This window comes from Pseudomonas sp. PvP100, assembly GCF_017833055.1.
GTDB lineage: Bacteria > Pseudomonadota > Gammaproteobacteria > Pseudomonadales > Pseudomonadaceae > Aquipseudomonas > Aquipseudomonas syringae.
Genome location: NZ_JAFIBO010000001.1, coordinates 5,058,636 through 5,079,689, shown reverse-complemented (window position 1 = coordinate 5,079,689; position 21,054 = coordinate 5,058,636). Strand labels below are relative to the sequence as shown.

Annotated in this window: 23 protein-coding genes; 16 read left to right on the top strand and 7 right to left on the bottom strand. The window is 60.9% G+C overall.

Annotated features, from left to right (window positions below):
• Positions 1-21 precede the first annotated feature (21 nt).
• From JOE39_RS22020 to pilG, 4 genes are read right to left on the bottom strand one after another with little or no spacing between them, the layout of a single operon-like run.
• On the bottom strand, positions 22-2,064 hold the full coding sequence (locus tag JOE39_RS22020) for a methyl-accepting chemotaxis protein (protein ID WP_003414357.1): 2,043 nt from the start codon (positions 2,062-2,064) through the stop codon (positions 22-24).
• A 50-nt stretch (positions 2,065-2,114) separates the two neighbouring features.
• A complete protein-coding gene (locus JOE39_RS22015; RefSeq protein ID WP_024682800.1) occupies positions 2,115-2,654 on the bottom strand; it encodes a chemotaxis protein CheW in 540 nt (179 codons plus the stop codon).
• 14 nt (positions 2,655-2,668) lie between these two features.
• Positions 2,669-3,034: a twitching motility response regulator PilH gene (gene pilH, locus JOE39_RS22010; protein WP_003316741.1), complete on the bottom strand. Its 366-nt coding sequence runs from the start codon at positions 3,032-3,034 to the stop codon at positions 2,669-2,671.
• Positions 3,035-3,080: 46 nt separating this feature from the next.
• On the bottom strand, positions 3,081-3,491 hold the full coding sequence (gene pilG / locus JOE39_RS22005; RefSeq protein WP_002551738.1) for a twitching motility response regulator PilG: 411 nt from the start codon (positions 3,489-3,491) through the stop codon (positions 3,081-3,083).
• Between the two features lie 254 nt (positions 3,492-3,745).
• On the opposite strand from pilG, the gene gshB reads away from it, so the two are divergent.
• From gshB to JOE39_RS21970, 7 genes are all read left to right on the top strand, one after another.
• Positions 3,746-4,705 carry a glutathione synthase gene (gene gshB, locus JOE39_RS22000; RefSeq protein WP_003316740.1) on the top strand — a complete coding sequence of 320 codons (960 nt, stop codon included), beginning with the start codon at positions 3,746-3,748 and terminating at the stop codon, positions 4,703-4,705.
• 166 nt (positions 4,706-4,871) lie between these two features.
• A complete protein-coding gene (locus tag JOE39_RS21995) occupies positions 4,872-5,774 on the top strand; it encodes an energy transducer TonB (protein WP_003316738.1) in 903 nt (300 codons plus the stop codon).
• 75 nt (positions 5,775-5,849) lie between these two features.
• The gene (locus tag JOE39_RS21990) at positions 5,850-6,422 is read left to right on the top strand and encodes a YqgE/AlgH family protein (protein WP_003392236.1); all 573 of its coding nucleotides are present in this window, start codon (positions 5,850-5,852) and stop codon (positions 6,420-6,422) included.
• Complete coding sequence (ruvX, locus tag JOE39_RS21985; RefSeq protein ID WP_002551734.1) at positions 6,422-6,862, top strand: Holliday junction resolvase RuvX; 441 nt, start codon at positions 6,422-6,424, stop codon at positions 6,860-6,862. The genes JOE39_RS21990 and ruvX overlap by 1 nt, the downstream gene beginning before the upstream one ends.
• A 242-nt stretch (positions 6,863-7,104) precedes the next feature.
• The gene (pyrR, locus tag JOE39_RS21980) at positions 7,105-7,617 is read left to right on the top strand and encodes a bifunctional pyr operon transcriptional regulator/uracil phosphoribosyltransferase PyrR (protein WP_003316735.1); all 513 of its coding nucleotides are present in this window, start codon (positions 7,105-7,107) and stop codon (positions 7,615-7,617) included.
• A gap of 12 nt (positions 7,618-7,629) precedes the next feature.
• Positions 7,630-8,634 carry an aspartate carbamoyltransferase catalytic subunit gene (locus tag JOE39_RS21975; RefSeq protein ID WP_003316734.1) on the top strand — a complete coding sequence of 335 codons (1,005 nt, stop codon included), beginning with the start codon at positions 7,630-7,632 and terminating at the stop codon, positions 8,632-8,634.
• Positions 8,631-9,902: a dihydroorotase gene (locus JOE39_RS21970; protein ID WP_003366140.1), complete on the top strand. Its 1,272-nt coding sequence runs from the start codon at positions 8,631-8,633 to the stop codon at positions 9,900-9,902. Before JOE39_RS21975 ends, JOE39_RS21970 begins: the two co-directional genes overlap by 4 nt.
• Positions 9,903-10,184: 282 nt before the next feature.
• Here JOE39_RS21970 and JOE39_RS21965 read toward each other — a convergent pair whose 3' ends face one another.
• On the bottom strand, positions 10,185-10,589 hold the full coding sequence (locus tag JOE39_RS21965) for a TM2 domain-containing protein (protein WP_003345171.1): 405 nt from the start codon (positions 10,587-10,589) through the stop codon (positions 10,185-10,187).
• Between the two features lie 250 nt (positions 10,590-10,839).
• Here JOE39_RS21965 and JOE39_RS21960 point away from each other — a divergent pair, with 250 nt between their 5' ends.
• Positions 10,840-11,520, top strand: coding sequence for a C40 family peptidase (locus tag JOE39_RS21960; RefSeq protein ID WP_096124419.1), 681 nt, complete (start codon positions 10,840-10,842; stop codon positions 11,518-11,520).
• Between the two features lie 94 nt (positions 11,521-11,614).
• On the opposite strand, the gene JOE39_RS21955 is transcribed toward JOE39_RS21960, so the two are convergent.
• Entirely contained in the window at positions 11,615-12,649 is a 1,035-nt protein-coding gene (locus JOE39_RS21955; RefSeq protein WP_003345166.1) for a type IV pilus twitching motility protein PilT, read from the bottom strand.
• Positions 12,650-12,704: 55 nt separating this feature from the next.
• Here JOE39_RS21955 and JOE39_RS21950 point away from each other — a divergent pair, with 55 nt between their 5' ends.
• The 8 genes from JOE39_RS21950 (at position 12,705) to JOE39_RS21915 (ending at position 19,052) form a co-directional block, all read left to right on the top strand.
• Entirely contained in the window at positions 12,705-13,391 is a 687-nt protein-coding gene (locus tag JOE39_RS21950; RefSeq protein WP_003422448.1) for a YggS family pyridoxal phosphate-dependent enzyme, read from the top strand.
• Between the two features lie 21 nt (positions 13,392-13,412).
• Positions 13,413-14,231, top strand: coding sequence for a pyrroline-5-carboxylate reductase (gene proC / locus JOE39_RS21945; protein ID WP_003422450.1), 819 nt, complete (start codon positions 13,413-13,415; stop codon positions 14,229-14,231).
• Positions 14,232-14,256: 25 nt separating this feature from the next.
• Positions 14,257-14,847 carry a YggT family protein gene (locus JOE39_RS21940; protein ID WP_003345162.1) on the top strand — a complete coding sequence of 197 codons (591 nt, stop codon included), beginning with the start codon at positions 14,257-14,259 and terminating at the stop codon, positions 14,845-14,847.
• Positions 14,848-15,113: 266 nt separating this feature from the next.
• Positions 15,114-16,253, top strand: coding sequence for a homoserine O-acetyltransferase (locus JOE39_RS21935; RefSeq protein ID WP_003316725.1), 1,140 nt, complete (start codon positions 15,114-15,116; stop codon positions 16,251-16,253).
• A 7-nt stretch (positions 16,254-16,260) separates the two neighbouring features.
• Entirely contained in the window at positions 16,261-16,881 is a 621-nt protein-coding gene (metW, locus tag JOE39_RS21930; RefSeq protein WP_024650313.1) for a methionine biosynthesis protein MetW, read from the top strand.
• A 33-nt stretch (positions 16,882-16,914) separates the two neighbouring features.
• Positions 16,915-17,508 (top strand): RdgB/HAM1 family non-canonical purine NTP pyrophosphatase, encoded by a 594-nt coding sequence (gene rdgB, locus JOE39_RS21925; RefSeq protein ID WP_003366128.1) that lies wholly within the window; start codon positions 16,915-16,917, stop codon positions 17,506-17,508.
• Positions 17,505-18,719: a radical SAM family heme chaperone HemW gene (gene hemW / locus JOE39_RS21920; RefSeq protein WP_003316722.1), complete on the top strand. Its 1,215-nt coding sequence runs from the start codon at positions 17,505-17,507 to the stop codon at positions 18,717-18,719. Before rdgB ends, hemW begins: the two co-directional genes overlap by 4 nt.
• Positions 18,720-18,728: 9 nt before the next feature.
• A complete protein-coding gene (locus tag JOE39_RS21915; RefSeq protein ID WP_002551720.1) occupies positions 18,729-19,052 on the top strand; it encodes a DUF3392 domain-containing protein in 324 nt (107 codons plus the stop codon).
• Between the two features lie 68 nt (positions 19,053-19,120).
• On the opposite strand, the gene ilvD is transcribed toward JOE39_RS21915, so the two are convergent.
• Positions 19,121-20,968, bottom strand: coding sequence for a dihydroxy-acid dehydratase (ilvD, locus tag JOE39_RS21910; protein ID WP_003316721.1), 1,848 nt, complete (start codon positions 20,966-20,968; stop codon positions 19,121-19,123).
• Positions 20,969-21,054 lie beyond the last annotated feature (86 nt).

Genomic DNA, 21,054 nt, shown 5'->3' with positions numbered 1-21,054 from the left:
AGGTTGTTCATGAGCGGCACATCATCCGGCTTTCTTCGATGACGGCAGGGCAAAGCCCGATACCGAGCGGCGCATTTCGCTGGCCATTTTCGCCAGGTTGCCGATGCTTTCAGCGGTGGCCGATGTGCCCGAGGTGGTCTGCGAAGTGGTCTGCTGAATGACGGTCATGATCTGCGAAATCTGCCCGGCAGACTCGGCCTGTTGGTGGGCGGCGTCGGTGATACTTTCGATCAGCTCGGCCAGCACCCTGGACACCCCTTCGATTTCCCCCAGCGCCACCCCGGCGTCCTGCGCCAGGCGTGCGCCGCGCACCACTTCGCTGGTGGTCTGCTCCATGGAGATAACCGCCTCGTTGGTGTCGTTCTGGATGGCCCGGACCAGCGTTTCGATCTGCTTGGTCGCGGACGACGAACGTTCGGCCAAGCGTTGTACTTCGTCAGCCACCACGGCAAATCCCCGTCCGGCATCGCCGGCCATCGACGCCTGAATAGCGGCGTTCAAGGCCAGGATGTTGGTCTGGTCGGCAATGTCGTCGATCAGGCTGACGATGTCGCCAATCTCCTGGGATGACTCGCCAAGACGTTTGATGCGCTTGGAGGTGTCCTGAATCTGCTCGCGAATGTTGTCCATGCCGTGAATGGTGTTTTGCACCACCTCGTTGCCTTTATTGGCAATTGTCACGGAACGCTCCGCCACGGCCGAGGACTCCGAGGCGTTGGTCGAAACCTGATCGATGGACGCTGCCATGTCGTTGATCGCTGTCGACGCCGCACTGATCTGCAACGCCTGATGCTCTGAGGCAGCCGACAACTGCATGGCCGTCGCCTGGGTTTCGGTCACCGCTGCCGCCACCTGCTCGGCGGTCAGGTTGATGGTCACCACCAGCTCGCGCAACTGGTCGATGGAGTAATTGATGGAGTCGGCAATCGCCCCGGTGAAGTCCTCGGTCACCGAGGCCGTGACCGTCAGGTCGCCGTCGGCGAGGTTCTCGATCTCGTCCAGCAGACGCATGATCGCCGTCTGGTTGCGCTCGCTCTTCTGCGCGGTTTCGCGCAACTGGCGATTGGTCTCGCGCACCATGACCAGACCGATGAGGATGATCGAGGCCAGTGCCAGCAAGCCCAGCACATAGCCGCCGACGGTGTTCACAGTGCGGCGCTTGGCGAGGTTTTCCAGGCTGTTGGCGAGTACCGAGGTTTCATCCAGCAGGGTTTGTGAGGTGTTGAAAATGTTGCCCGAGGCCTCGCGCACCTGATACAGCTCGGGCGAGGTTTCGAGAATCTCGTCCACGGAGCCTGAGACGAATTCGAACAGTTCGGCGATCTCCGCCAGCCGCGCCCGCGCATCGCGGTCCTCGACCTGGGAGATGCGCAGCGTGGCGTTGCCCTCCAGCATGCCGTTAAGCACACGCCCGAACTGGCTGGCATCGCGGCCAAAGGCATCGGCGGCCTGCACAGCCGTTTCATCGCCAGCCAGCACGGTGTTGACCGAGCCGAGAATTCGTTCTGCGAGCAATGCCTGACGTTGCGCAACCACCACCTGTGCGGCAGGGGCACGGCTTTGCAGGAGGTTCTCGACGACTTTTTCGTATTCGGCCTGCAATTGCGGAATGGTTTCGGCCAGCGTTGCCGCCACCTGATGCAGCGACAGAACGGTTTGTTCGCTGGCCAGAATCACGTCGGTGCTCTTGCGCAGCCCTTCCCAGTCACGTTGCACGGTGCGCAACTCGTCGCGTATCAGATCAGGAGCCGCAGGCAGGCCGGTGGCCGGGTCGCCTTTTCTCAGGTAGCCCCAGCGCACGTCGAAATCATTGCGCGCATCGGCCAGCAACTTGAACGCCTGGGTTTTGCCGGCAGCCGCTTCGGTGGCGTTTTTCGCGATGCGTTGCGACAGGACGCGCAGCTCACCGGCATGCCCGATGTACTGTTTGTCGTAGTTGGACTGAGTGTTGAGGTAGGCGAAGTTGGCGAACAGCAACATGATGAAAACGATAAGCGCCACGAACAGCAGAATAATCTGCGTCCGGCTTCTCGCGCCTTCCCTTGACCGGTCTGTACTACTCATTAATCAGGCCCCCGCCTGGATCAATTGTGAAACACACCAGGCCCGACATGCTAGGACGCCAGGTCCATGAAATCCGCAGACTGCACCAGCGCCCACGGGCTGAATATCTGCCACGCCTGCTCGCGGATAAATTGCCCGCGCAGGAACGGCACCATACGCTGATCCATGTCCTGCGGGGTCTGGGGTATGAGGCTCAACTGACTGAAACGTTGCATGCCGAACACTTCGTCGACCAGCAGACCGGCAAATACATCATGGTGCTCGACCACCAGCACCCGGCGCTGTTTGCGCACCGGCACCAGTTCATGGCCGAAAAACCCGCACAGATCCATGAGTGGCAACAACCGACCGCGCAGATTGGCGATACCCGCCACCCAGAACTTCACCCCGGGCATTACCGCATGATGGGGTTCGTGGAGGATTTCGGCGATCTCGCCAATCGGCGCGACAAAGCGTTGCTCGCCCATGCGAAAACCGATGCCGACCCAGTCCTGCTGATGGGCTTCCTGCAGCGGCAGGCCCGCCGCCAGCGAACGACAGCGTCGATCCATATCCAGAAGCAGTTCAAAAGCGGTGCGCGGCTCGGCCATGGCGATTCCGGCAATCAGCCGGCCAGCACCGCATTCAGGGTTTTCATCAGGGTTTCTTCGTCCACCGGCTTGGTCAGGTAATCCCGCGCGCCCTGGCGTTTGCCCCAGACCTTGTCGGTCTCCTGATCCTTGGTGGTGATCATGATCACCGGGATCATGCTGGTGTCGGCATCCTTGGTCAGCTGGCGCGTGGCCTGAAAGCCGTTGAGCCCCGGCATGACGATGTCCATCAGCACGGCATCGGGCTTTTCCTGACGGGCCAGGGCCACGCCATCAGCACCGTTTTCGGCCTTGAGCACTTCATGACCGTGCTTTTCCAGCATGCCGGTGAGTTTGTACATTTCAGTCGGCGAGTCATCGACGATCAATATTCGAGCCATGGGTGTTCCCCGTCAGATTACGAGCGCGCTACATCAGGCGCGGGCGTCATGATATGTGTTGTTCTGCTGCAACGAAGCCCGGCACATGAGCCTTGATCGCGCTGAGCAGTTCTTCCTTGCTGAAAGGCTTGGTCAAAAACTGATCGGAACCGACAATCCGCCCCTTGGCCTTGTCGAACAGGCCATCCTTGGAGGACAGCATGATGACCGGCGTCGACTTGAATGCCCGGTTGTTCTTGATCAGCGCGCAGGTCTGATAACCGTCCAGACGCGGCATCATGATATCGACGAATATGATTCGCGGGTGGTTATCGGCAATCTTGGCCAGCGCGTCGAAACCGTCTATCGCAGTGATGACTTCACAACCTGCGTTCTTGAGCAGTGTTTCGGCGGTGCGGCGGATGGTCTTCGAATCATCGATGACCATGACTTTCAGGGCGGAGGCGTGTTGTTCCATAGCTGCTCTTCCATCGCCGCAGCGAATTTTTGCGCATTCTGCGAGGCACTGGGAGCCTGACGGTATCGCTTCGTTGATCGACTGGGACCGAAGACCGGATGCCGAGCCTTTTTAGCACACTCTCCAGACGCAATCCATAAAGTGCACCTTGGCGCATCGCGGCAGGCCTGCCCCTTGACCGGGAGCAATCGGAGCGCCACCCTGATGCCAATTTTACGGCCGTTGCGGCCCTTACCGATCAGAGGATATTGCCCATGAGCGTTCGCCTAGGGATTGTCATGGACCCCATTGAGCGCATTTCCTATAAAAAGGACAGCTCGCTGGCCATGCTGCTTGCCGCCCAGGAACGCGGCTGGTCACTGTTCTATATGGAACAGAAAGACCTGTATCAGAACGCTGGTCAGGCCCGCGCACGCATGAAGCCGCTCAAGGTGTTTGCCGATCCGGCCAAGTGGTTCGAGTTCGAAGCCGAAGTCGACGCAGGTCTCGACGACCTGGACGTGATCCTGATGCGCAAGGATCCGCCGTTCGATATGGAATTCGTCTACGCCACTTACCTGCTGGAGCAGGCCGAGCGTGCCGGGGTACTGGTGGTCAACAAGCCGCAGAGCCTGCGCGACTGCAACGAGAAGCTGTTCGCCACACTGTTTCCGCAGTGCACGCCGCCGACGCTGGTCAGCCGCCGCGCGGACATCATCCGTGAATTCGCCGAACAGCATGGCGACGTGATCCTCAAGCCGCTGGACGGCATGGGCGGCGCGTCGATCTTCCGCCATCGGGCGGGCGATCCGAACCTGTCAGTGATCCTCGAAACCCTGACCGCCCACGGTACGCAGCAAATCATGGCGCAGGGTTACCTGCCGGCCATCAAGGACGGCGACAAACGCATTCTGATGGTCGATGGCGAACCGGTCCCGTACTGCCTGGCGCGCATCCCGGCAGCCGGCGAGACGCGTGGCAACCTGGCGGCCGGTGGACGTGGCGAGGCCCGTCCGTTGAGCGACAAGGACCGCTGGATCGCCGAACAGATCGGCCCGACCCTGCGTGAAAAAGGCCTGCTGTTCGTCGGCCTCGACGTGATTGGTGAGCACCTGACCGAAATCAACGTCACCAGCCCGACCTGCATCCGCGAGATCGACAACGCCTTCGGCACCAACATTGGTGGCCTGCTGATGGACGCGATCGAGAAGAAGCTGCAAGCGCGCAAGGGCTGATCAGCCGCTGACGCCGCTGGCCGCGGGCAACACCGTGCGCCACGGCGTCAGATCGATTCCCTTGGTCCGATCCGCAGCAGAGCGGCGCGGCACATTGCGTTATCATGCGCCACCTGTAACACGACACGGATTTTGACATGCAGGCTGACGAGATGCTGAACCGCCAATGACATCCATGGCCAACAACGACCTCCCCCTGGAACTCGCCAACGCCGGTGTGCGCCCTGCCGATCGCCTGGGTTTTACCATGATGATCGCGGCGCTGATTCACCTCGCGGTGATCCTTGGCGTGGGCTTCACCTATGTAAAGCCGGAGCAGATCTCGCAGACGCTGGAAATCACCCTGGCCAGCTTCAAAAGCGAAGAAAAGCCCAAACAGGCTGACTTTCTGGCGCAAGACGATCAGCAGGGCAGCGGCACTCTGGACAAGGCCGAAACGCTCAAGACCACTGAGCTGGCGCCCTATCAGGACACCAAGGTCAACAAGGTCACGCCGCCCCCGGCCAGCAAGCCGGTGGTCAAACAGGAAGCACCGAAGACCGCCGTCGCGACCACCGCGCCCAGTCAGCAGAAAACCGTTGCCAAGCGCGATGAGGTCAAGCCCGAGCCCACCACCAAGGCCGCACCGACCTTCGACAGCTCGGAACTGAGCAACGAAATTGCCAGCCTCGAAGCCGAACTGTCGACCGAACAGCAGCTTTACGCCAAGCGCCCGAAGATCCACCGCCTCAATGCGGCCTCGACCATGCGCGACAAAGGTGCCTGGTACAAGGATGACTGGCGCAAGAAGGTCGAGCGGGTCGGAAACCTGAACTATCCTGAGGAAGCACGACGCAAGCAGATCTACGGTAATTTGCGACTTCTTGTGTCAATCAATCGGGACGGCTCGTTGTATGAAGTGCTGGTGCTCGAATCTTCAGGACAGCCTTTGCTGGATCAGGCCGCACAGCGGATCGTGCGTCTGGCGGCGCCTTTTGCGCCGTTCACCGGCGATCTGGCGGATATTGATCGACTGGAGATCATTCGCACCTGGAAATTTGCACGCGGAGACAAGCTGTCAAGCAACTGAACTTTTTGCCAGCTGACGCCCGACACCCACACGTGTCAGTTGTCAGCCGGGCAAGGCAACGCCAAACTAGGGCTCATGAAAAAAGTCTCTCCGAGTTATCTCAAGCATCATTTCCTCATCGCCATGCCTCATATGCACGATGAGAACTTTGCTCAGACCTTGACCTACATTGTCGAGCACAACGCCAATGGCGCCATGGGGCTGGTGATCAACCGCCCGCAAAGCCTGACCCTGGCCGATGTGCTCGAACAACTGCGACCGGAGCTTCCGGCACCGAGACACTGCCAGGACATCGTCATTCATACCGGCGGGCCGGTGCAGACCGATCGGGGCTTTGTCCTGCATCCCAGCGGCCAGACCTTTCAGGCGACGGTCAATCTTCCGGGCGGGATTTCCTTGTCGACTTCTCAGGATGTGCTGTTCTCCATCGCCGATGGCTACGGGCCTGATCAAAATGTGATCACTCTGGGCTACGCGGGATGGGATGCCGGTCAACTGGATGCTGAAATGGCCGACAATGCTTGGCTGACCTGCTCGTTCGACCCGGCCATCCTGTTCGATGTCGACAGCGAGCAGCGTCTGGATGCTGCCGCCAGACGCCTGGGCATCAACCTCAACCTGATCTCGACCCAGGCGGGGCACGCTTGATGGCCGCCTTACGGCTGCTGCTGGGCATTGATTACGGCACCAAACAGATCGGCGTTGCGGTCGGCCAGGCGATTACCGGTCAGGCACGTGAACTCTGTACGCTCAAGGCGCAGAATGGCGTGCCGGACTGGGACAAGGTCCAGGCGCTGATCAACGAATGGAAACCTGATGCGATCGTGGTGGGCCTGCCGTTGAACATGGACGGCACGCCCAGCGACATGAGCGCGCGCGCGGAAAAGTTTTCGCGCAAGCTCAACGGACGCTTTGGTGTAACGGTCTACACCCATGATGAACGCCTGACCACCTTCGAAGCCAAGGGCGAGCGCATGGCGCGCGGCGGCCAGAAAGGCAGCTATCGCGACAATCCGGTGGACGCCATTGCCGCTGCGCTGTTGCTGCAAGGCTGGCTGGATGAGCACCCCGAACTATTGAATGTGTGACTTTTTCTGCCTTTATCGCTTCGAGATACCCGGATTCCACGTTATCGCTTGAGCATCGCGCCACGGACCAGACTGTGTAAAAACGTCACGAGCGAAGGCAAGACAAGGCAAAAACAGGCGAAAAAGCGGAGTCTAGGTGTTCTAAATGAGCATTTTTCGCCTGTTTTTAACGCAGTATTGCCAAGCGCAGTAGTTTTTACACAGTCTGGGAAGGACGCTGCCCGAGCCTCAAAGGAGCAAATATGAGCCTGCCCGATCCCGCCGAACTGATTCGTCAGATGGCCACTGACCTGAACGCTCACCTGAGCAAGCGCGGCATCAGCGACCCTCGTTTCATCGGCATCCGCACCGGCGGTGTCTGGGTTGCCCAGGCGCTGCTCAAGGCACTGAACAACCCCGCTCCGCTGGGCACCCTGGACGTTTCGTTCTATCGCGATGATTTCAGCCAGAACGGCCTGCACCCTCAAGTGCGCCCTTCTGAACTGCCGTTCGAGATCGAAGGCCAGCACCTGGTGCTGATCGATGACGTGCTGATGAGCGGCCGTACTGTCCGTGCCGCACTCAACGAACTGTTCGATTACGGCCGCCCGGCCAGTGTCACGCTGGTCTGCCTGCTGGACCTGGACGCCGGTGAACTGCCGGTACGTCCGAACGTGGTCGGCGCCACCCTGGCGCTGGCACCGAATGAACGCATCAAGCTGTCCGGCCCCGAGCCGCTGGCGCTCGAACTTCAAGACCTCTCCACCGCCCTTTAAGAGTCCATTGCGATGACGCCTCTCGACGCCAAGCGCCCGCTGCAGCTCAACCACCTGGGCCAGCTGCGCCATTTCCTGTCTCTGGACGGCTTGCCCCGCGAGCTGCTCACCGAAATTCTCGACACGGCCGACTCGTTCCTCGAAGTCGGCGCCCGGGCGGTCAAGAAAGTCCCGTTGTTGCGCGGCAAGACGGTGTGCAACGTGTTCTTCGAGAACTCCACGCGCACCCGGACCACTTTTGAGCTGGCGGCCCAGCGCCTGTCAGCCGACGTGATCACGCTGAACGTCTCGACCTCGTCCACCAGCAAGGGTGAAACGCTGTTCGACACCCTGCGCAACCTCGAAGCGATGGCCGCCGACATGTTCGTCGTGCGCCACGCGGATTCAGGTGCGGCGCACTTCATTGCCGAGCACGTATGCCCGGACGTCGCGATCATCAACGGCGGCGACGGCCGCCATGCTCACCCGACCCAGGGCATGCTCGATATGCTGACCATCCGCCGCCACAAGGGCGGTTTCGAGAACCTGTCGGTGGCCATCGTCGGTGACATCCTGCATTCACGGGTGGCACGCTCCAATATGCTCGCGCTCAAGGCGCTGGGCTGCCCGGATATCCGCGTGATCGGGCCGAAAACCCTGCTGCCGGTGGGCGTCGAACAATACGGGGTCAAGGTCTACACCGACCTCAACGAAGGTTTGAAGGACGTGGACGTGGTCATCATGCTGCGTCTGCAGCGCGAACGCATGACCGGTGGCCTGCTGCCCAGCGAAGGCGAGTTCTATCGCCTGTTCGGCCTGACCACTGCGCGTCTGGAAGCCGCGAAGCCGGATGCGATAGTCATGCACCCCGGCCCGATCAACCGCGGCGTGGAGATCGAATCGGCAGTGGCCGACGGCGCGCATTCGGTGATTCTCAATCAAGTGACTTACGGTATCGCGATCCGCATGGCGGTGCTGTCCATGGCCATGAGCGGACAGAACGCACAACGCCAATTCGAACAGGAGAACGCCCAGTGAAGCTCAGCATCCTCGGCGCTCGCGTCATCGACCCGGTCAGCGGGCTGGATCAAATCACTGACCTGCACCTCGAAGCAGGCAAACTCAGCGCCATCGGTTCGGCACCGGCGGGTTTCGAGCCCACCCAGACCATCGACGCTACCGGGCTGGTTGCAGCACCGGGCCTGGTCGACCTCAACGTATCACTGCGCGAGCCGGGCTACAGTCGCAAGGGCAGCATTGCCAGCGAAACCCGCGCGGCGGTGGCAGGCGGCGTGACCAGCCTGTGCTGCCCGCCACGTACCAAACCGGTGCTCGACACCTCGGCGGTGGCCGAGCTGATTCTGGATCGCGCCCGTGAGGCCGGGTTCAGCAAGGTGTTCCCCATCGGGGCGCTGAGCAAGGGTCTGGAAGGCGAACAGCTGGCAGAACTGATCGCCCTGCGCGACGCAGGCTGCGTGGCCTTCGGCAACGGCCTGAGCAGCTTCAGCAACACCCGTACGCTGTGCCGGGCGCTGGAATATGCGGCGACCTTTGACCTGACGGTGATTTTCAACTCGCAGGATCGTGATCTGGCCGAAGGCGGTCTGGCGCACGACGGTCCGACGGCCAGCTTCCTGGGCCTGGCGGGCATTCCCGAGACGGCCGAGACCGTGGCGCTGGCTCGCGACCTGTTGCTGGTCGAACAGAGCGGTGTACGCGCGCACTTCAGCCAGCTGACCAGTGCACGTGGCGCGGCGCTGATTGCCCAGGCGCAGGCGCGCGGTCTGCCGGTGACGGCGGACGTCGCGCTGTATCAGTTGATTCTGACTGACGAGGCGCTGATCGACTTCTCCAGCCTCTATCACGTGCAGCCGCCACTGCGCACCCGCGCTGATCGCGATGGCCTGCGTGAAGCGGTGAAGAGTGGTGTCATTCAGGCGATTTCCAGCCATCACCAGCCGCACGAACGCGATGCCAAGCTGGCACCGTTTGGCGCTACGGAACCAGGCATCAGCAGCGTCGAACTGCTGCTGCCGCTGGCCATGACGCTGGTGGATGACGGCCTGCTGGACCTGCCGACCCTGATCGCCCGCCTGAGCAGCGGCCCTGCCGCCGCGCTGCGCCTGCCAGCCGGCAAGCTGAGCGCAGGAGCGCCTGCCGACATCGTCCTGTTCGACCCTGCCGCCTCGACGGTTGCCGGCGAGACCTGGCTGTCAAAAGGCGAAAACTGCCCCTTCATCGGCCACTGCCTGCCCGGCTCGGTACGCTACACACTGGTGGATGGACGGATCAGCTACAGCCGTTGAGCCCGCTCCGGGCTCTCGCTCCCGCACAGAGTGCTCATCGTTATGCACAAGTCCGCTTTTGATTCTGGCCGAAGGCCGTAGGAGCGAACTTGTTCGCGAAGGGTTTCGACTATCGTGCGACGCTCCGCGTCGGCATGCCGTTCTGGACGCTCTGCGTCCGGTCTTGAGCATGCGACGCGGCGCAGAGTTGTGACGCGGAGCGTCACGACAGGCATTCCTAAGCAGAGCGTGAGGAACGATAGGTGTTCGGGCCGCGCTCTGCGTCAGCCCTTCGTCCCAGCCTTACCCGCGTCGGGCGTTCTTCATCGAGATCTGGTCATTCAATGTCCAGAAGTCATAGAGGATACCGACCAGAAACAACCCGCCGGTAAACAGGTAGATGATCCCGGTGATCCACTTGCCCTGATACATGCGGTGCACACCGAAGAGACCGAGGAAGGTCAACAGCACCCACGCCACGCTGTAGTCGGTGGAGCCAGGTGTAAAGCGCAGGTCGGCGTCACGGTCCATCGACGGGATCAGGAACAGGTCGATCAGCCAGCCGATGCCAAACAGACCGAACGTGAAGAACCAGATGGTCCCGGTAACCGGTTTGCCGTAGTAGAAGCGATGCGCTCCTAGGAACCCGAAAATCCACATCAGGTAGCCCATGACCTTGCTGTGTGTGTCTGAACGATAGGCGTTCATTTTTGCCCTCTTTGTGCTGATAGAAAAAAATACATAACAAAATTGTGACTTGGTTTCCCTATTCCGACGTATGGCACATGAGGCGGTTTAATGCCGCCAAGCCCTTGTCGCTAAAGGGATTGGGCCAAAAAAAGAAAGAGTCTGTCGCATAAAACGCAATGATGCCACTGTGATGCGCTCGACAAATGGGGTCAGTTTTTTTCAAAAAGCTGTTATAAAGTTGCGCGCTGACCACCATGAGCCCTGCCGAATGCGTCCTTTTTTCAAGACATGGCTAACCATTTGCCTATTTATGCCTCTGGCCGCCCACGCCACCAATCGTGAGCAACAACTTCCTGCGAGCTTCTCGGGCTACACAGCCAAAAGCCACTCTTCATCGGCACTCGCGACTCGCAATGCCCCCCAGGAAGCCACCACCACCCGAACTCAGTACGGCACTGGTACCCACGCCGTCCAGAAGCCGCTTTCACGCAAGAACGCCAAGAAAGTCGCGGCCTTGCAGGCTTCTGCCCCTGCCAAGCAAGGCAACGCCGTTGTAAAGCGCGCCTTGCAGGCTGTGGGCACGCCGTATCGCTGGGGCGGCAACACGCCCGGTAAAGGCCTGGATTGCAGCGGACTGGTCAAATACGCCTACACGGATGTCCGTGAGGTCGACCTGCCACGCACCTCCAATGCCATGGCCCAGGGTCATGGTCAAACGGTGGATCGCAAGGATCTGAAACCCGGTGATCTGCTGTTCTTCAACATCAAGAGCCGCAACATCAACCACGTCGCCATTTACCTGGGCGACAACAAGTTCGTTCATGCGCCGCGCCGTGGCAAGGCCGTAACTGTCGATACGCTGAACAAACCGTATTGGAACAGCCACTACAAGATTGCCAAGCGTGTGTTGCCCAAGCAACCAGGGCAGATGCGTGTGGTTCAGCGCTGATCCTGGTCTGAATCTACATTCTGCACGCTGCATCTGAAAAAGGGGTCTTGAACGCGTTCAAGACCCCTTTTTCGTTCCTGCAGCATCCCTGTGATCAGAAGTTATCCGGCACCTTGGCGCGTTCGCGTGCGCTTTCGCGGGTGATCAGCCCCTTCTTCACCAGATCGGCCAGGCACATGTCCAGCGTCTGCATGCCCATCGAGCCGCCCGTCTGGATCGACGAATACATCTGCGCCACCTTGTCCTCACGGATCAGGTTACGGATCGCCGGGGTGCCCATCATGATTTCGTGCGCCGCCACGCGTCCGCCGCCGACCTTCTTGAGCAACGCCTGCGAGACCACGGCGTGCAGCGATTCGGAGAGCATCGAGCGAATCATCGATTTTTCCTGAGCCGGAAACACGTCGACGATCCGGTCGATGGTCTTGGCCGCTGACGTGGTGTGCAGCGTGCCGAATACCAGATGGCCGGTCTCAGCAGCGGTCAGCGCCAGGCGGATGGTCTCCAGGTCACGCATTTCACCGACCAGAATCACGTCCGGGTCTTCACGCAACGCCGAGCGCAGCGCCTCCGAGAAGCCCAGCGTGTCGCGGTGCACCTCGCGCTGGTTGACCAGGCACTTCTTCGACTCGTGGACGAATTCGATCGGGTCCTCGATTGTCAGGATATGGTGATGCTTGTTGCAATTGAGGTAGTCGATCATCGCCGCCAGGGTGGTCGACTTGCCTGAGCCGGTCGGACCGGTGACCAGGATCAGGCCTCGCGCCACGTCGGTAATCTTGCGAAACACATTGCCCATGCCCAAGTCTTCCATGCTCAGGATTTTCGAGGGAATGGTCCGGAATACCGCGCCGGCACCGCGATTCTGGTTGAAGGCGTTGACCCGAAACCGCGCCACGCCCGGCACTTCGAAGGAAAAGTCGGTTTCCAGCCGCTCTTCGAAATCCTGCCGTTGCTTGTCGTTCATGATGTCGTAGATCAGCGCCTTGACCTCCTTCGCGTCCAGCGGGGGCAGGTTGATACGCCGTACATCGCCGTCGACGCGGATCATCGGCGGCAGACCTGCAGAGAGGTGCAAGTCCGACGCGCCCTGTTTGGCACTGAAGGCCAGCAGCTCGGTAATATCCATACAGCTCCTCAATCACATAGAATGCCGCAGACTTTAGCCCTGCTGGCGCAAATCAATGTCCACGATAGCAGCGAACATTTCAACGCTCGAACAGCGAATTCGCGACGCAGCGCTTGCCGCTGAGCGCGATCCGGCGTCCGTCGGCCTGCTGGCGGTGAGTAAAACCAAGCCCGCCAGTGACCTGCGTGAAGCTTACACCGCAGGTTTGCGCGATTTTGGCGAAAATTATTTACAGGAAGCCCTGGGCAAACAGCTCGAACTGAGCGACCTGCCCTTGTGCTGGCACTTCATTGGCCCCATTCAATCGAACAAGACGCGAGCTATCGCCGAGAACTTCGACTGGGTACATTCCGTGGACCGCCTGAAAATCGCTCAACGTCTGTCCGAGCAACGCCCTGAAGCGCTTGAACCGCTGAACATCTGCATTCAGGTGAACGTCAGTGGCGAAGCCAGCAAGTCGGGCTGCACGCCTCAGGACTTGCCTGCACTGGCCGCTGCCATCATCGCCCTGCCGCGACTCAGGTTGCGCGGCCTGATGGCCATCCCCGAGCCCACAGACGATCCTGCGGCGCAGGATGCATCCTTCGCCGCAGTGCGCACGCTGCAGGAGCAGTTGAACCTGCCGCTCGACACACTTTCCATGGGCATGAGCCACGACCTGGAAGCCGCCATTGCACAAGGCGCGACCTGGGTACGCATCGGCACCGCTCTTTTTGGTGCCCGCGACTATGGCCAGCCATAACCTCTTCATAAGGACCCCTTCATGAGCAAGACCCGTATTGCCTTCGTCGGTGCCGGAAACATGGCCGCCAGCCTGATCGGCGGCCTGCGCGCCCAAGGCGTGGAGGCGGCACTGATCAGTGCCAGCGCGCCGGGTGCCGAAACCCGCGAGCGCATCGCCAACGACCACGGTATCAAGGTATTCGCTGACAACGCCGAGGCGATCCAAGGCGCCGACGTGGTGGTGCTGGCGGTCAAGCCGCAGATGATGAAAAACGTCTGTCAGGCTTTGAAGCCCTGTCTCGAACCTCACCAACTGATTGTTTCGGTCGCGGCCGGCATCACCTGCGCCAGCATGACGCAATGGCTGGGCGAGCAGCCGGTGGTGCGTTGCATGCCCAACACCCCCTCGCTGCTGCGTCAGGGTGCCAGCGGGCTGTACGCGACCGACAACGTCACGTCCGAGCAGCGTGAACAGGCCGAGACGTTGTTGGCCGCGGTCGGCGTCGCGGTCTGGGTCGAGCAGGAAAAACACATGGACGCTGTTACGGCAGTGTCCGGCAGCGGTCCGGCGTATTTCTTTTTGATGATGGAGGCGATGACCGCGGCAGGCGTGAAACTAGGGCTGCCGGAGGACATCGCTAAAAAGCTGACCCTGCAAACAGCGCTGGGCTCGGCCTTGATCGCGACCGGCAGTGATGTGGACGCAGGCGAACTGCGGCGGCGTGTCGCCTCACCGGGCGGGACCACCGAGGCCGCCATCAAGGCATTCCAGGCGGGCGGTTTCGAGGCACTGGTGGAAACGGCACTGACCGCCGCAGACCATCGTGCAGCCGAGCTGGCTGAACAACTGGGCAAATAATTTTCGGGTTTTCTGGAGCAGATCGATGATCGGATTGAACACCGCTGCAATTTACGTCCTGCAGACGCTTGGCAGTCTTTACCTGCTGATCGTGCTGTTGCGCTTCGTCCTGCAACTGGTACGGGCCAACTTCTACAACCCGCTGTGCCAGTTCATCGTGCGCGCCACCCAACCGCTGCTCAAGCCGCTGCGGCGCATCATCCCCAGCCTGTTCGGGCTGGACATGTCGTCGCTGGTGCTGGCGATCATCGTGCAGATGATCCTGATGGCTCTGACCCTGCTGCTGATGTTCGGCACCACGGGCGACCCGCTGCACCTGCTGCTGTGGTCGATCATCAGCGTCACCGCGCTGTTCCTGAAGATCTTCTTCTTTGCCCTGATCATCAGCGTGATTCTGTCGTGGGTCGCACCGGGCAGCCATAACCCTGGCGCGGAACTGGTCAACCAGATCTGCGAACCGGCACTGGCACCGTTCCGCAAGATCGTCCCGAACCTTGGCGGTCTGGATATCTCGCCGATCCTCGCATTCCTGGTGCTCAAGCTGCTGGACATGCTGGTCATCAACAACCTCGCCGCCATGAGCGGCATGCCGGATGTGCTGCGGCTGTTGATGTAAGCACTCTTGTTCCCACGTTCCAATGCTCGACGTTACACACAAGTCCGCTTTTGATTCTGGCCGTAGGCCGTAGGAGCGAACTTGTTCGCGAAGGGGTAGGTACATCCAAAGAGGATATATCGACCCAAGCAACGCCTTCGCGAACAAGTTCGCTCCTACAACAGCCTTAACTATCGTGCCGTTGATTTACGCCTCACAACATCCCTTATTGCCGCTGCACCCCGCGGTCTTTAGACTTACGCCTCATTCACGCGAGAGCAGGGTCGATGCCCACGGTATTCCCCCACGATTCTGTCGGACTGGTCACACCGCAAACGGCGCATTTCAGCGAGCCTCTGGCGCTGGCCTGCGGTCGTTCGTTACCAGCCTATGACCTGATTTACGAAACCTACGGTCAACTCAACGCCGCACGCAGCAATGCCGTGCTGATCTGTCATGCGCTGTCCGGGCATCACCATGCCGCAGGTTTCCACAGCGCCGATGACCGCAAACCCGGTTGGTGGGACAGCTGTATCGGTCCCGGCAAGCCTATCGACACCCAGAAATTCTTCGTCGTCAGCCTCAACAACCTGGGCGGTTGCAATGGCTCCACCGGGCCGAGCAGCATTGACCCGGACACCGGCAAGCCGTTCGGCGCCAACTTCCCGGTGGTGACCGTCGAAGACTGGGTCAACAGCCAGGCCCGACTGGCCGATCTGCTCGGTATCGACACCTGGGCTGCGGTGATTGGCGGCAGCCTGGGCGGTATGCAGGCGCTGCAATGGACCATCAGCTATCCGCACCGCGTGCGCCACTGCCTGGCAATCGCCTCGGCGCCCAAGCTGTCGGCACAGAACATCGCGTTCAACGAGGTGGCCCGCCAGGCCATTCTCACCGACCCGGAATTTCACGGTGGTTCGTTCCAGGAACGCGGTGTGATTCCCAAGCGCGGTCTGATGCTGGCGCGGATGGTCGGGCACATCACCTACCTGTCGGATGACTCGATGGGCGAGAAATTCGGCCGTGGCCTGAAGAGCGAAAAACTCAACTACGACTTCCACAGTGTCGAGTTCCAGGTCGAAAGCTATCTGCGCTATCAGGGTGAAGAGTTTTCCGGGCGTTTCGACGCCAATACCTACCTGTTGATGACCAAGGCACTGGATTACTTCGACCCTGCGGCGAACTTCAATGACGACCTGGCCAAGACCTTCGCCAACGCCACCGCCAAATTCTGCGTGATGTCGTTCACCACCGACTGGCGCTTCTCGCCGGCCCGCTCGCGGGAACTGGTGGACGCGCTGATGGCCGCGCGCAAGGACGTCTGCTACCTGGAAATCGACGCACCGCAGGGCCACGACGCTTTTCTGATCCCGATTCCGCGCTACTTGCAGGCTTTCGGTAATTACATGAACCGAATTTCGTTGTGAGGACGCCATGAGAGCCGATCTGGAAATCATTCAGGAATGGATTCCCGCGGGCAGCCGCGTGCTCGACCTGGGCTGCGGTGACGGCGAATTGCTGACCTGGCTGCGTGACCACAAGCAGGTCACTGGCTACGGACTGGAAAACGACGCGGCCAACATTGCCGAGTGCGTCGCCAAGGGCATCAACGTCATCGAGCAGGACCTCGACAAGGGGCTGGGCAACTTTGCCAGCAACAGCTTCGACGTCGTGGTCATGACCCAGGCCCTGCAAGCGGTGCATTACCCGGACCGAATCCTCGACGAGATGCTGCGCGTCGGTCGCCAGTGCATCATCACCTTCCCGAATTTCGGTCACTGGCGCTGCCGCTGGTACCTGGCGAGCAAGGGCCGCATGCCAGTGTCCGAATTCCTGCCGTACACCTGGTACAACACGCCGAACATTCACTTCTGTACCTTCGGCGACTTCGAAGAGCTGTGCCGCGAGCGCGATGCGCAGGTGCTCGACAGGCTGGCGGTCGATCAGCAGCACCGTCATGGCTGGGCCAGCAAGCTCTGGCCCAATCTGCTCGGCGAGATCGGTATCTATCGCGTCACCAGCCCCGGGCTGCCGGACCACAAGATTGCCGTTTAACCGACCGTTTTCATGCACCACGACAGGCCAACCATGAACCTCACACAACTCGTACTGGCCAGCCACAATGGCGGCAAACTCAAGGAACTCCAGGCCATGCTCGGCGGCAGCGTAACGCTGCGCTCGGTCAGCGAGTTCAGTCTGGTGGAGCCGGAAGAAACCGGCCTGTCATTCGTCGAGAATGCGATCCTCAAGGCACGCAACGCCGCGCGCCTGTCCGGCCTGCCTGCGCTGGCCGACGACTCGGGGCTGGCAGTGGACTTTCTCGGCGGTGCGCCGGGTATCTATTCCGCACGTTACGCCGATGGTCAGGGCGATGCCGCCAACAACGCCAAGCTGCTGGAGGCGCTCAAAGACGTACCGGACGACCAGCGTGGTGCGCAGTTCGTGTGCGTGTTGGCGCTGGTACGCCACGCCGACGATCCATTGCCGATCCTCTGTGAAGGGCTGTGGCACGGGCGCATTCTGCATGCCGCCAGCGGTGAACACGGCTTCGGCTATGACCCGCTGTTCTGGGTGCCGGAGCGCAACTGCTCGAGCGCGGAACTGGGCCCGACCGAGAAAAACCAGCTCAGCCACCGCGCCCGCGCCATGGTCCTGTTGCGGCAACGCCTGGGTCTGCAATGACCCACGATTCGCCTGCGCAGCCGCTGTTTCTCGGCGAGAGCGGCTTCTCGTCAGAGAGCCCGCGCCCTGCACTGCCGCACCTGCCGCCGCTGTCGCTGTACATCCATATTCCGTGGTGCGTGCGCAAATGCCCGTACTGCGACTTCAACTCGCACACCGCCAGCCCGGTGCTGCCGGAACAGGAATACGTCGACGCCTTGCTCGCCGACCTTGACCTTGACCTGCCGCACGTCTATGGCCGCGAGCTGCAATCGATCTTCTTTGGTGGCGGTACGCCAAGCCTGTTCAGCGCCGATGCGCTGGGGCGCCTGCTAAAAGGCGTCGAACAGCGCATCCGCTTTGCCAGCGACATCGAGATCACCCTGGAAGCCAACCCCGGCACCTTCGAACAGGCCAAGTTCAGCGCCTATCGCGGCTTGGGCATCAATCGACTGTCGATCGGCATCCAGAGCTTCGAAGAGTCCAAACTCAAGGCGCTGGGCCGCATTCACAACGGCGACGAAGCGATTCGTGCTGCCGACATGGCGCGCCAGGCCGGTTTCGACAACTTCAATCTGGACCTGATGCACGGCCTGCCGGATCAATCCCAGGACGAAGCGCTGGCGGATCTGCGCCAGGCCATTGCCCTCGCACCGACCCACCTGTCCTGGTATCAACTGACCCTGGAGCCCAACACGGTATTCTGGAATCAGCCACCGGTGCTGCCCGAAGACGACATTCTCTGGGACATTCAGGAAACCGGGCAGCAGTTGCTGGCCACTCATGGCTACGCGCAATACGAAGTGTCAGCTTATGCACAGCCCGGGAAACCGGCGCGGCATAACCTCAACTATTGGGCGTTCGGTGATTTCATCGGCATCGGCGCAGGCGCACACGGCAAGCTGAGCCACCCGGACGGGCGCATCATGCGCACCTGGAAAACCCGGCTGCCCAAGGATTACCTGAACCCGGACAAACCGTTTCAGGCCGGTTCCAAGCTGTTGCCGCTCGATGAATTACCGTTCGAATTCCTGATGAACGCACTGCGACTGACAAATGGTGTGGACGCTGCGTTATTTCGCGAAAGAACCGGTCTAAGCCTCGATTCGCTGGCCGAGGCGCGTCGACAGGCTGAACAAAAGGGGTTGCTGCACCAGGACCCGACACGCCTGATCGCCACGCCACAAGGCCAGCTGTTCCTCAACGACCTGCTGCAATACTTTCTGATCTAAGGACCCTGCATGGATTTCGTACTCGATTTGCTCGCCACCGTCTCGCGCTGGAGCCGCAGCAATCTCTCGGAAATCGCGCTCGCGCTGGTGGGCTGCCTGCTGGTGCTGTTCGGCTCGGACATCAAAGGCTGGCTGGAACAGCGAATCAGCGGCATTACCGGCGCCCTGCGCATCCCGCTCATCGCCCTGCTGTGCGCAGTCGGCAGTGGCGCAGCGCTGATCTACGCCACGCCGTGGGTGGTACGCGGCCTCAGCCAGTTCAACAACTACAGCCTGGCGCCAGTGCTGCTGGTGGTGCTGGTGCTGATCGGGGTGATTGCCGACCGCAAGTGAGTGCAGCTTTTCAAACACAGCAAAAAGCCCGGCATCTCTGCCGGGCTTTTTAGTGTTGCCGATGCTTATCAAGGCACCAGCTTGTCCAGCAACGCCTTGTCACGCACCGCGCCCTTGTCGGCGCTGGTCGCCAGCAGGGCGTAGGCCTTGAGGGCGGTGGTCACTTTGCGTGGACGCGACTCGACAGGCTTCCAGCCTTTCTTGTCCTGTTCGGCGCGACGCTCGGCCATTTCGGCATCGTCGATCAGCAGGTTGATCGAGCGGTTGGGGATGTCGATCAGCACCTTGTCACCGTCGCGCACCAGACCGATCGCTCCGCCTGCCGCAGCTTCCGGTGAGGCGTGGCCAATGGACAGGCCGGACGTACCGCCCGAGAAGCGGCCGTCAGTCAGCAGCGCACAATCCTTGCCCAGCCCCTTGGACTTCAAGTAGGACGTCGGGTAGAGCATTTCCTGCATGCCCGGACCGCCTTTCGGGCCTTCGTAGCGGATGATGACAATGTCGCCCGCTTTGACTTCGTCAGCGAGAATCCCGCGCACCGCGCTGTCCTGGCTTTCGAAGATCTTCGCGTTGCCTTCGAAGACGTGGATCGACTCGTCGACACCAGCGGTTTTCACCACGCAGCCGTCCAGTGCGATGTTGCCGTACAGCACGGCCAGGCCACCTTCTTGTGAATAGGCGTGCTCGACACTGCGGATGCAGCCGTTTTCACGGTCGTCATCCAGGCTTTCCCAGCGGGTCGACTGGCTGAACGCGGTCTGCGTCGGGATGCCCGCCGGGCCTGCCTTGAAGAAGGTGTGCACGGCTTCGTCGTCCGTCTGGGTGATGTCCCATTTGGCGATGCCTTCGGCCAGGGTCTTGCTGTGTACGGTCGGCAGGTCGGTGTGCAGCAGACCGCCACGGGCCAGCTCGCCGAGGATGCTGAAGATCCCGCCCGCGCGGTGCACGTCTTCCATGTGGTACTTCTGGATGTTCGGCGCGACCTTGCACAGCTGCGGCACCTTGCGCGACAGATGATCAATGTGGCGCAGGTCGAAGTCGATCTCGGCTTCCTGAGCCGCCGCCAGCAAATGCAGGATGGTGTTGGTCGAACCGCCCATGGCGATGTCCAGCGTCATGGCGTTCTCGAACGCCTTGAAGTTGGCGATGTTGCGCGGCAACACCGAGTCATCGTTTTCCTTGTAGTACTGACGGCACAGGTCAACGATGGTGCGGCCGGCCTGCAGGAACAGTTGCTCGCGGTCGCTGTGGGTGGCGAGTGCGGAACCGTTGCCTGGCAGGGCCAGGCCCAGTGCTTCGGTCAGGCAGTTCATCGAGTTGGCGGTGAACATGCCGGAACACGACCCGCAGGTCGGACAGGCGCTGCGCTCGTACTCGGCGACTTTTTCATCGCTGGCGGTCGAATCGGCGGCGATGACCATCGCATCGACCAGATCCAGGCCGTGGCTGGCCAGCTTGGTCTTGCCTGCTTCCATTGGCCCGCCGGAGACGAAGATCACCGGAATGTTCAGGCGCAGCGACGCCATCAGCATGCCGGGGGTGATCTTGTCGCAGTTGGAAATGCACACGATGGCGTCGGCGCAATGCGCGTTGACCATGTATTCGACCGAGTCGGCAATGATCTCGCGGCTCGGCAGCGAATAGAGCATGCCGTCGTGGCCCATGGCGATGCCGTCGTCGACCGCAATGGTGTTGAATTCCTTGGCCACGCCACCGGCGCGTTCGACTTCACGCGCGACCAGCTGGCCCATGTCCTTTAGGTGGACGTGGCCTGGCACGAACTGGGTGAAGGAGTTGGCGATGGCGATGATCGGTTTCTTGAAATCTTCGTCCTTCATGCCCGTGGCGCGCCACAGGGCACGGGCGCCGGCCATGTTGCGGCCGTGGGTGGAGGTTTTCGAGCGGTAATCAGGCATTGGAGCACTCCGGCAAAAATAAGGCTGATCAGGAAGGGAGTGAGCTTCTATTGACGTCGCGGACGAGCGGCAGTGACCGCAGGCAG

What these genes read in the sequence shown, in the direction of transcription:
- JOE39_RS21960 (WP_096124419.1), top strand. Translation starts at nt 10,840, where the DNA reads ATGCGTCCTTTTTTCAAGACATGGCTAACCATTTGCCTATTTATGCCT.
- JOE39_RS22020 (WP_003414357.1), bottom strand. Translation starts at nt 2,064, where the DNA reads ATGAGTAGTACAGACCGGTCAAGGGAAGGCGCGAGAAGCCGGACGCAG.
- pyrR (WP_003316735.1), top strand. Translation starts at nt 7,105, where the DNA reads ATGAGCCTGCCCGATCCCGCCGAACTGATTCGTCAGATGGCCACTGAC.
- JOE39_RS21935 (WP_003316725.1), top strand. Translation starts at nt 15,114, where the DNA reads ATGCCCACGGTATTCCCCCACGATTCTGTCGGACTGGTCACACCGCAA.
- pilH (WP_003316741.1), bottom strand. Translation starts at nt 3,034, where the DNA reads ATGGCTCGAATATTGATCGTCGATGACTCGCCGACTGAAATGTACAAA.
- JOE39_RS21940 (WP_003345162.1), top strand. Translation starts at nt 14,257, where the DNA reads ATGATCGGATTGAACACCGCTGCAATTTACGTCCTGCAGACGCTTGGC.
- metW (WP_024650313.1), top strand. Translation starts at nt 16,261, where the DNA reads ATGAGAGCCGATCTGGAAATCATTCAGGAATGGATTCCCGCGGGCAGC.
- JOE39_RS21965 (WP_003345171.1), bottom strand. Translation starts at nt 10,589, where the DNA reads ATGAACGCCTATCGTTCAGACACACACAGCAAGGTCATGGGCTACCTG.
- gshB (WP_003316740.1), top strand. Translation starts at nt 3,746, where the DNA reads ATGAGCGTTCGCCTAGGGATTGTCATGGACCCCATTGAGCGCATTTCC.
- JOE39_RS22015 (WP_024682800.1), bottom strand. Translation starts at nt 2,654, where the DNA reads ATGGCCGAGCCGCGCACCGCTTTTGAACTGCTTCTGGATATGGATCGA.
- proC (WP_003422450.1), top strand. Translation starts at nt 13,413, where the DNA reads ATGAGCAAGACCCGTATTGCCTTCGTCGGTGCCGGAAACATGGCCGCC.
- pilG (WP_002551738.1), bottom strand. Translation starts at nt 3,491, where the DNA reads ATGGAACAACACGCCTCCGCCCTGAAAGTCATGGTCATCGATGATTCG.
- rdgB (WP_003366128.1), top strand. Translation starts at nt 16,915, where the DNA reads ATGAACCTCACACAACTCGTACTGGCCAGCCACAATGGCGGCAAACTC.
- ruvX (WP_002551734.1), top strand. Translation starts at nt 6,422, where the DNA reads ATGGCCGCCTTACGGCTGCTGCTGGGCATTGATTACGGCACCAAACAG.
- JOE39_RS21950 (WP_003422448.1), top strand. Translation starts at nt 12,705, where the DNA reads ATGTCCACGATAGCAGCGAACATTTCAACGCTCGAACAGCGAATTCGC.
- JOE39_RS21975 (WP_003316734.1), top strand. Translation starts at nt 7,630, where the DNA reads ATGACGCCTCTCGACGCCAAGCGCCCGCTGCAGCTCAACCACCTGGGC.
- JOE39_RS21990 (WP_003392236.1), top strand. Translation starts at nt 5,850, where the DNA reads ATGAAAAAAGTCTCTCCGAGTTATCTCAAGCATCATTTCCTCATCGCC.
- ilvD (WP_003316721.1), bottom strand. Translation starts at nt 20,968, where the DNA reads ATGCCTGATTACCGCTCGAAAACCTCCACCCACGGCCGCAACATGGCC.
- JOE39_RS21995 (WP_003316738.1), top strand. Translation starts at nt 4,872, where the DNA reads ATGACATCCATGGCCAACAACGACCTCCCCCTGGAACTCGCCAACGCC.
- JOE39_RS21955 (WP_003345166.1), bottom strand. Translation starts at nt 12,649, where the DNA reads ATGGATATTACCGAGCTGCTGGCCTTCAGTGCCAAACAGGGCGCGTCG.
- hemW (WP_003316722.1), top strand. Translation starts at nt 17,505, where the DNA reads ATGACCCACGATTCGCCTGCGCAGCCGCTGTTTCTCGGCGAGAGCGGC.
- JOE39_RS21915 (WP_002551720.1), top strand. Translation starts at nt 18,729, where the DNA reads ATGGATTTCGTACTCGATTTGCTCGCCACCGTCTCGCGCTGGAGCCGC.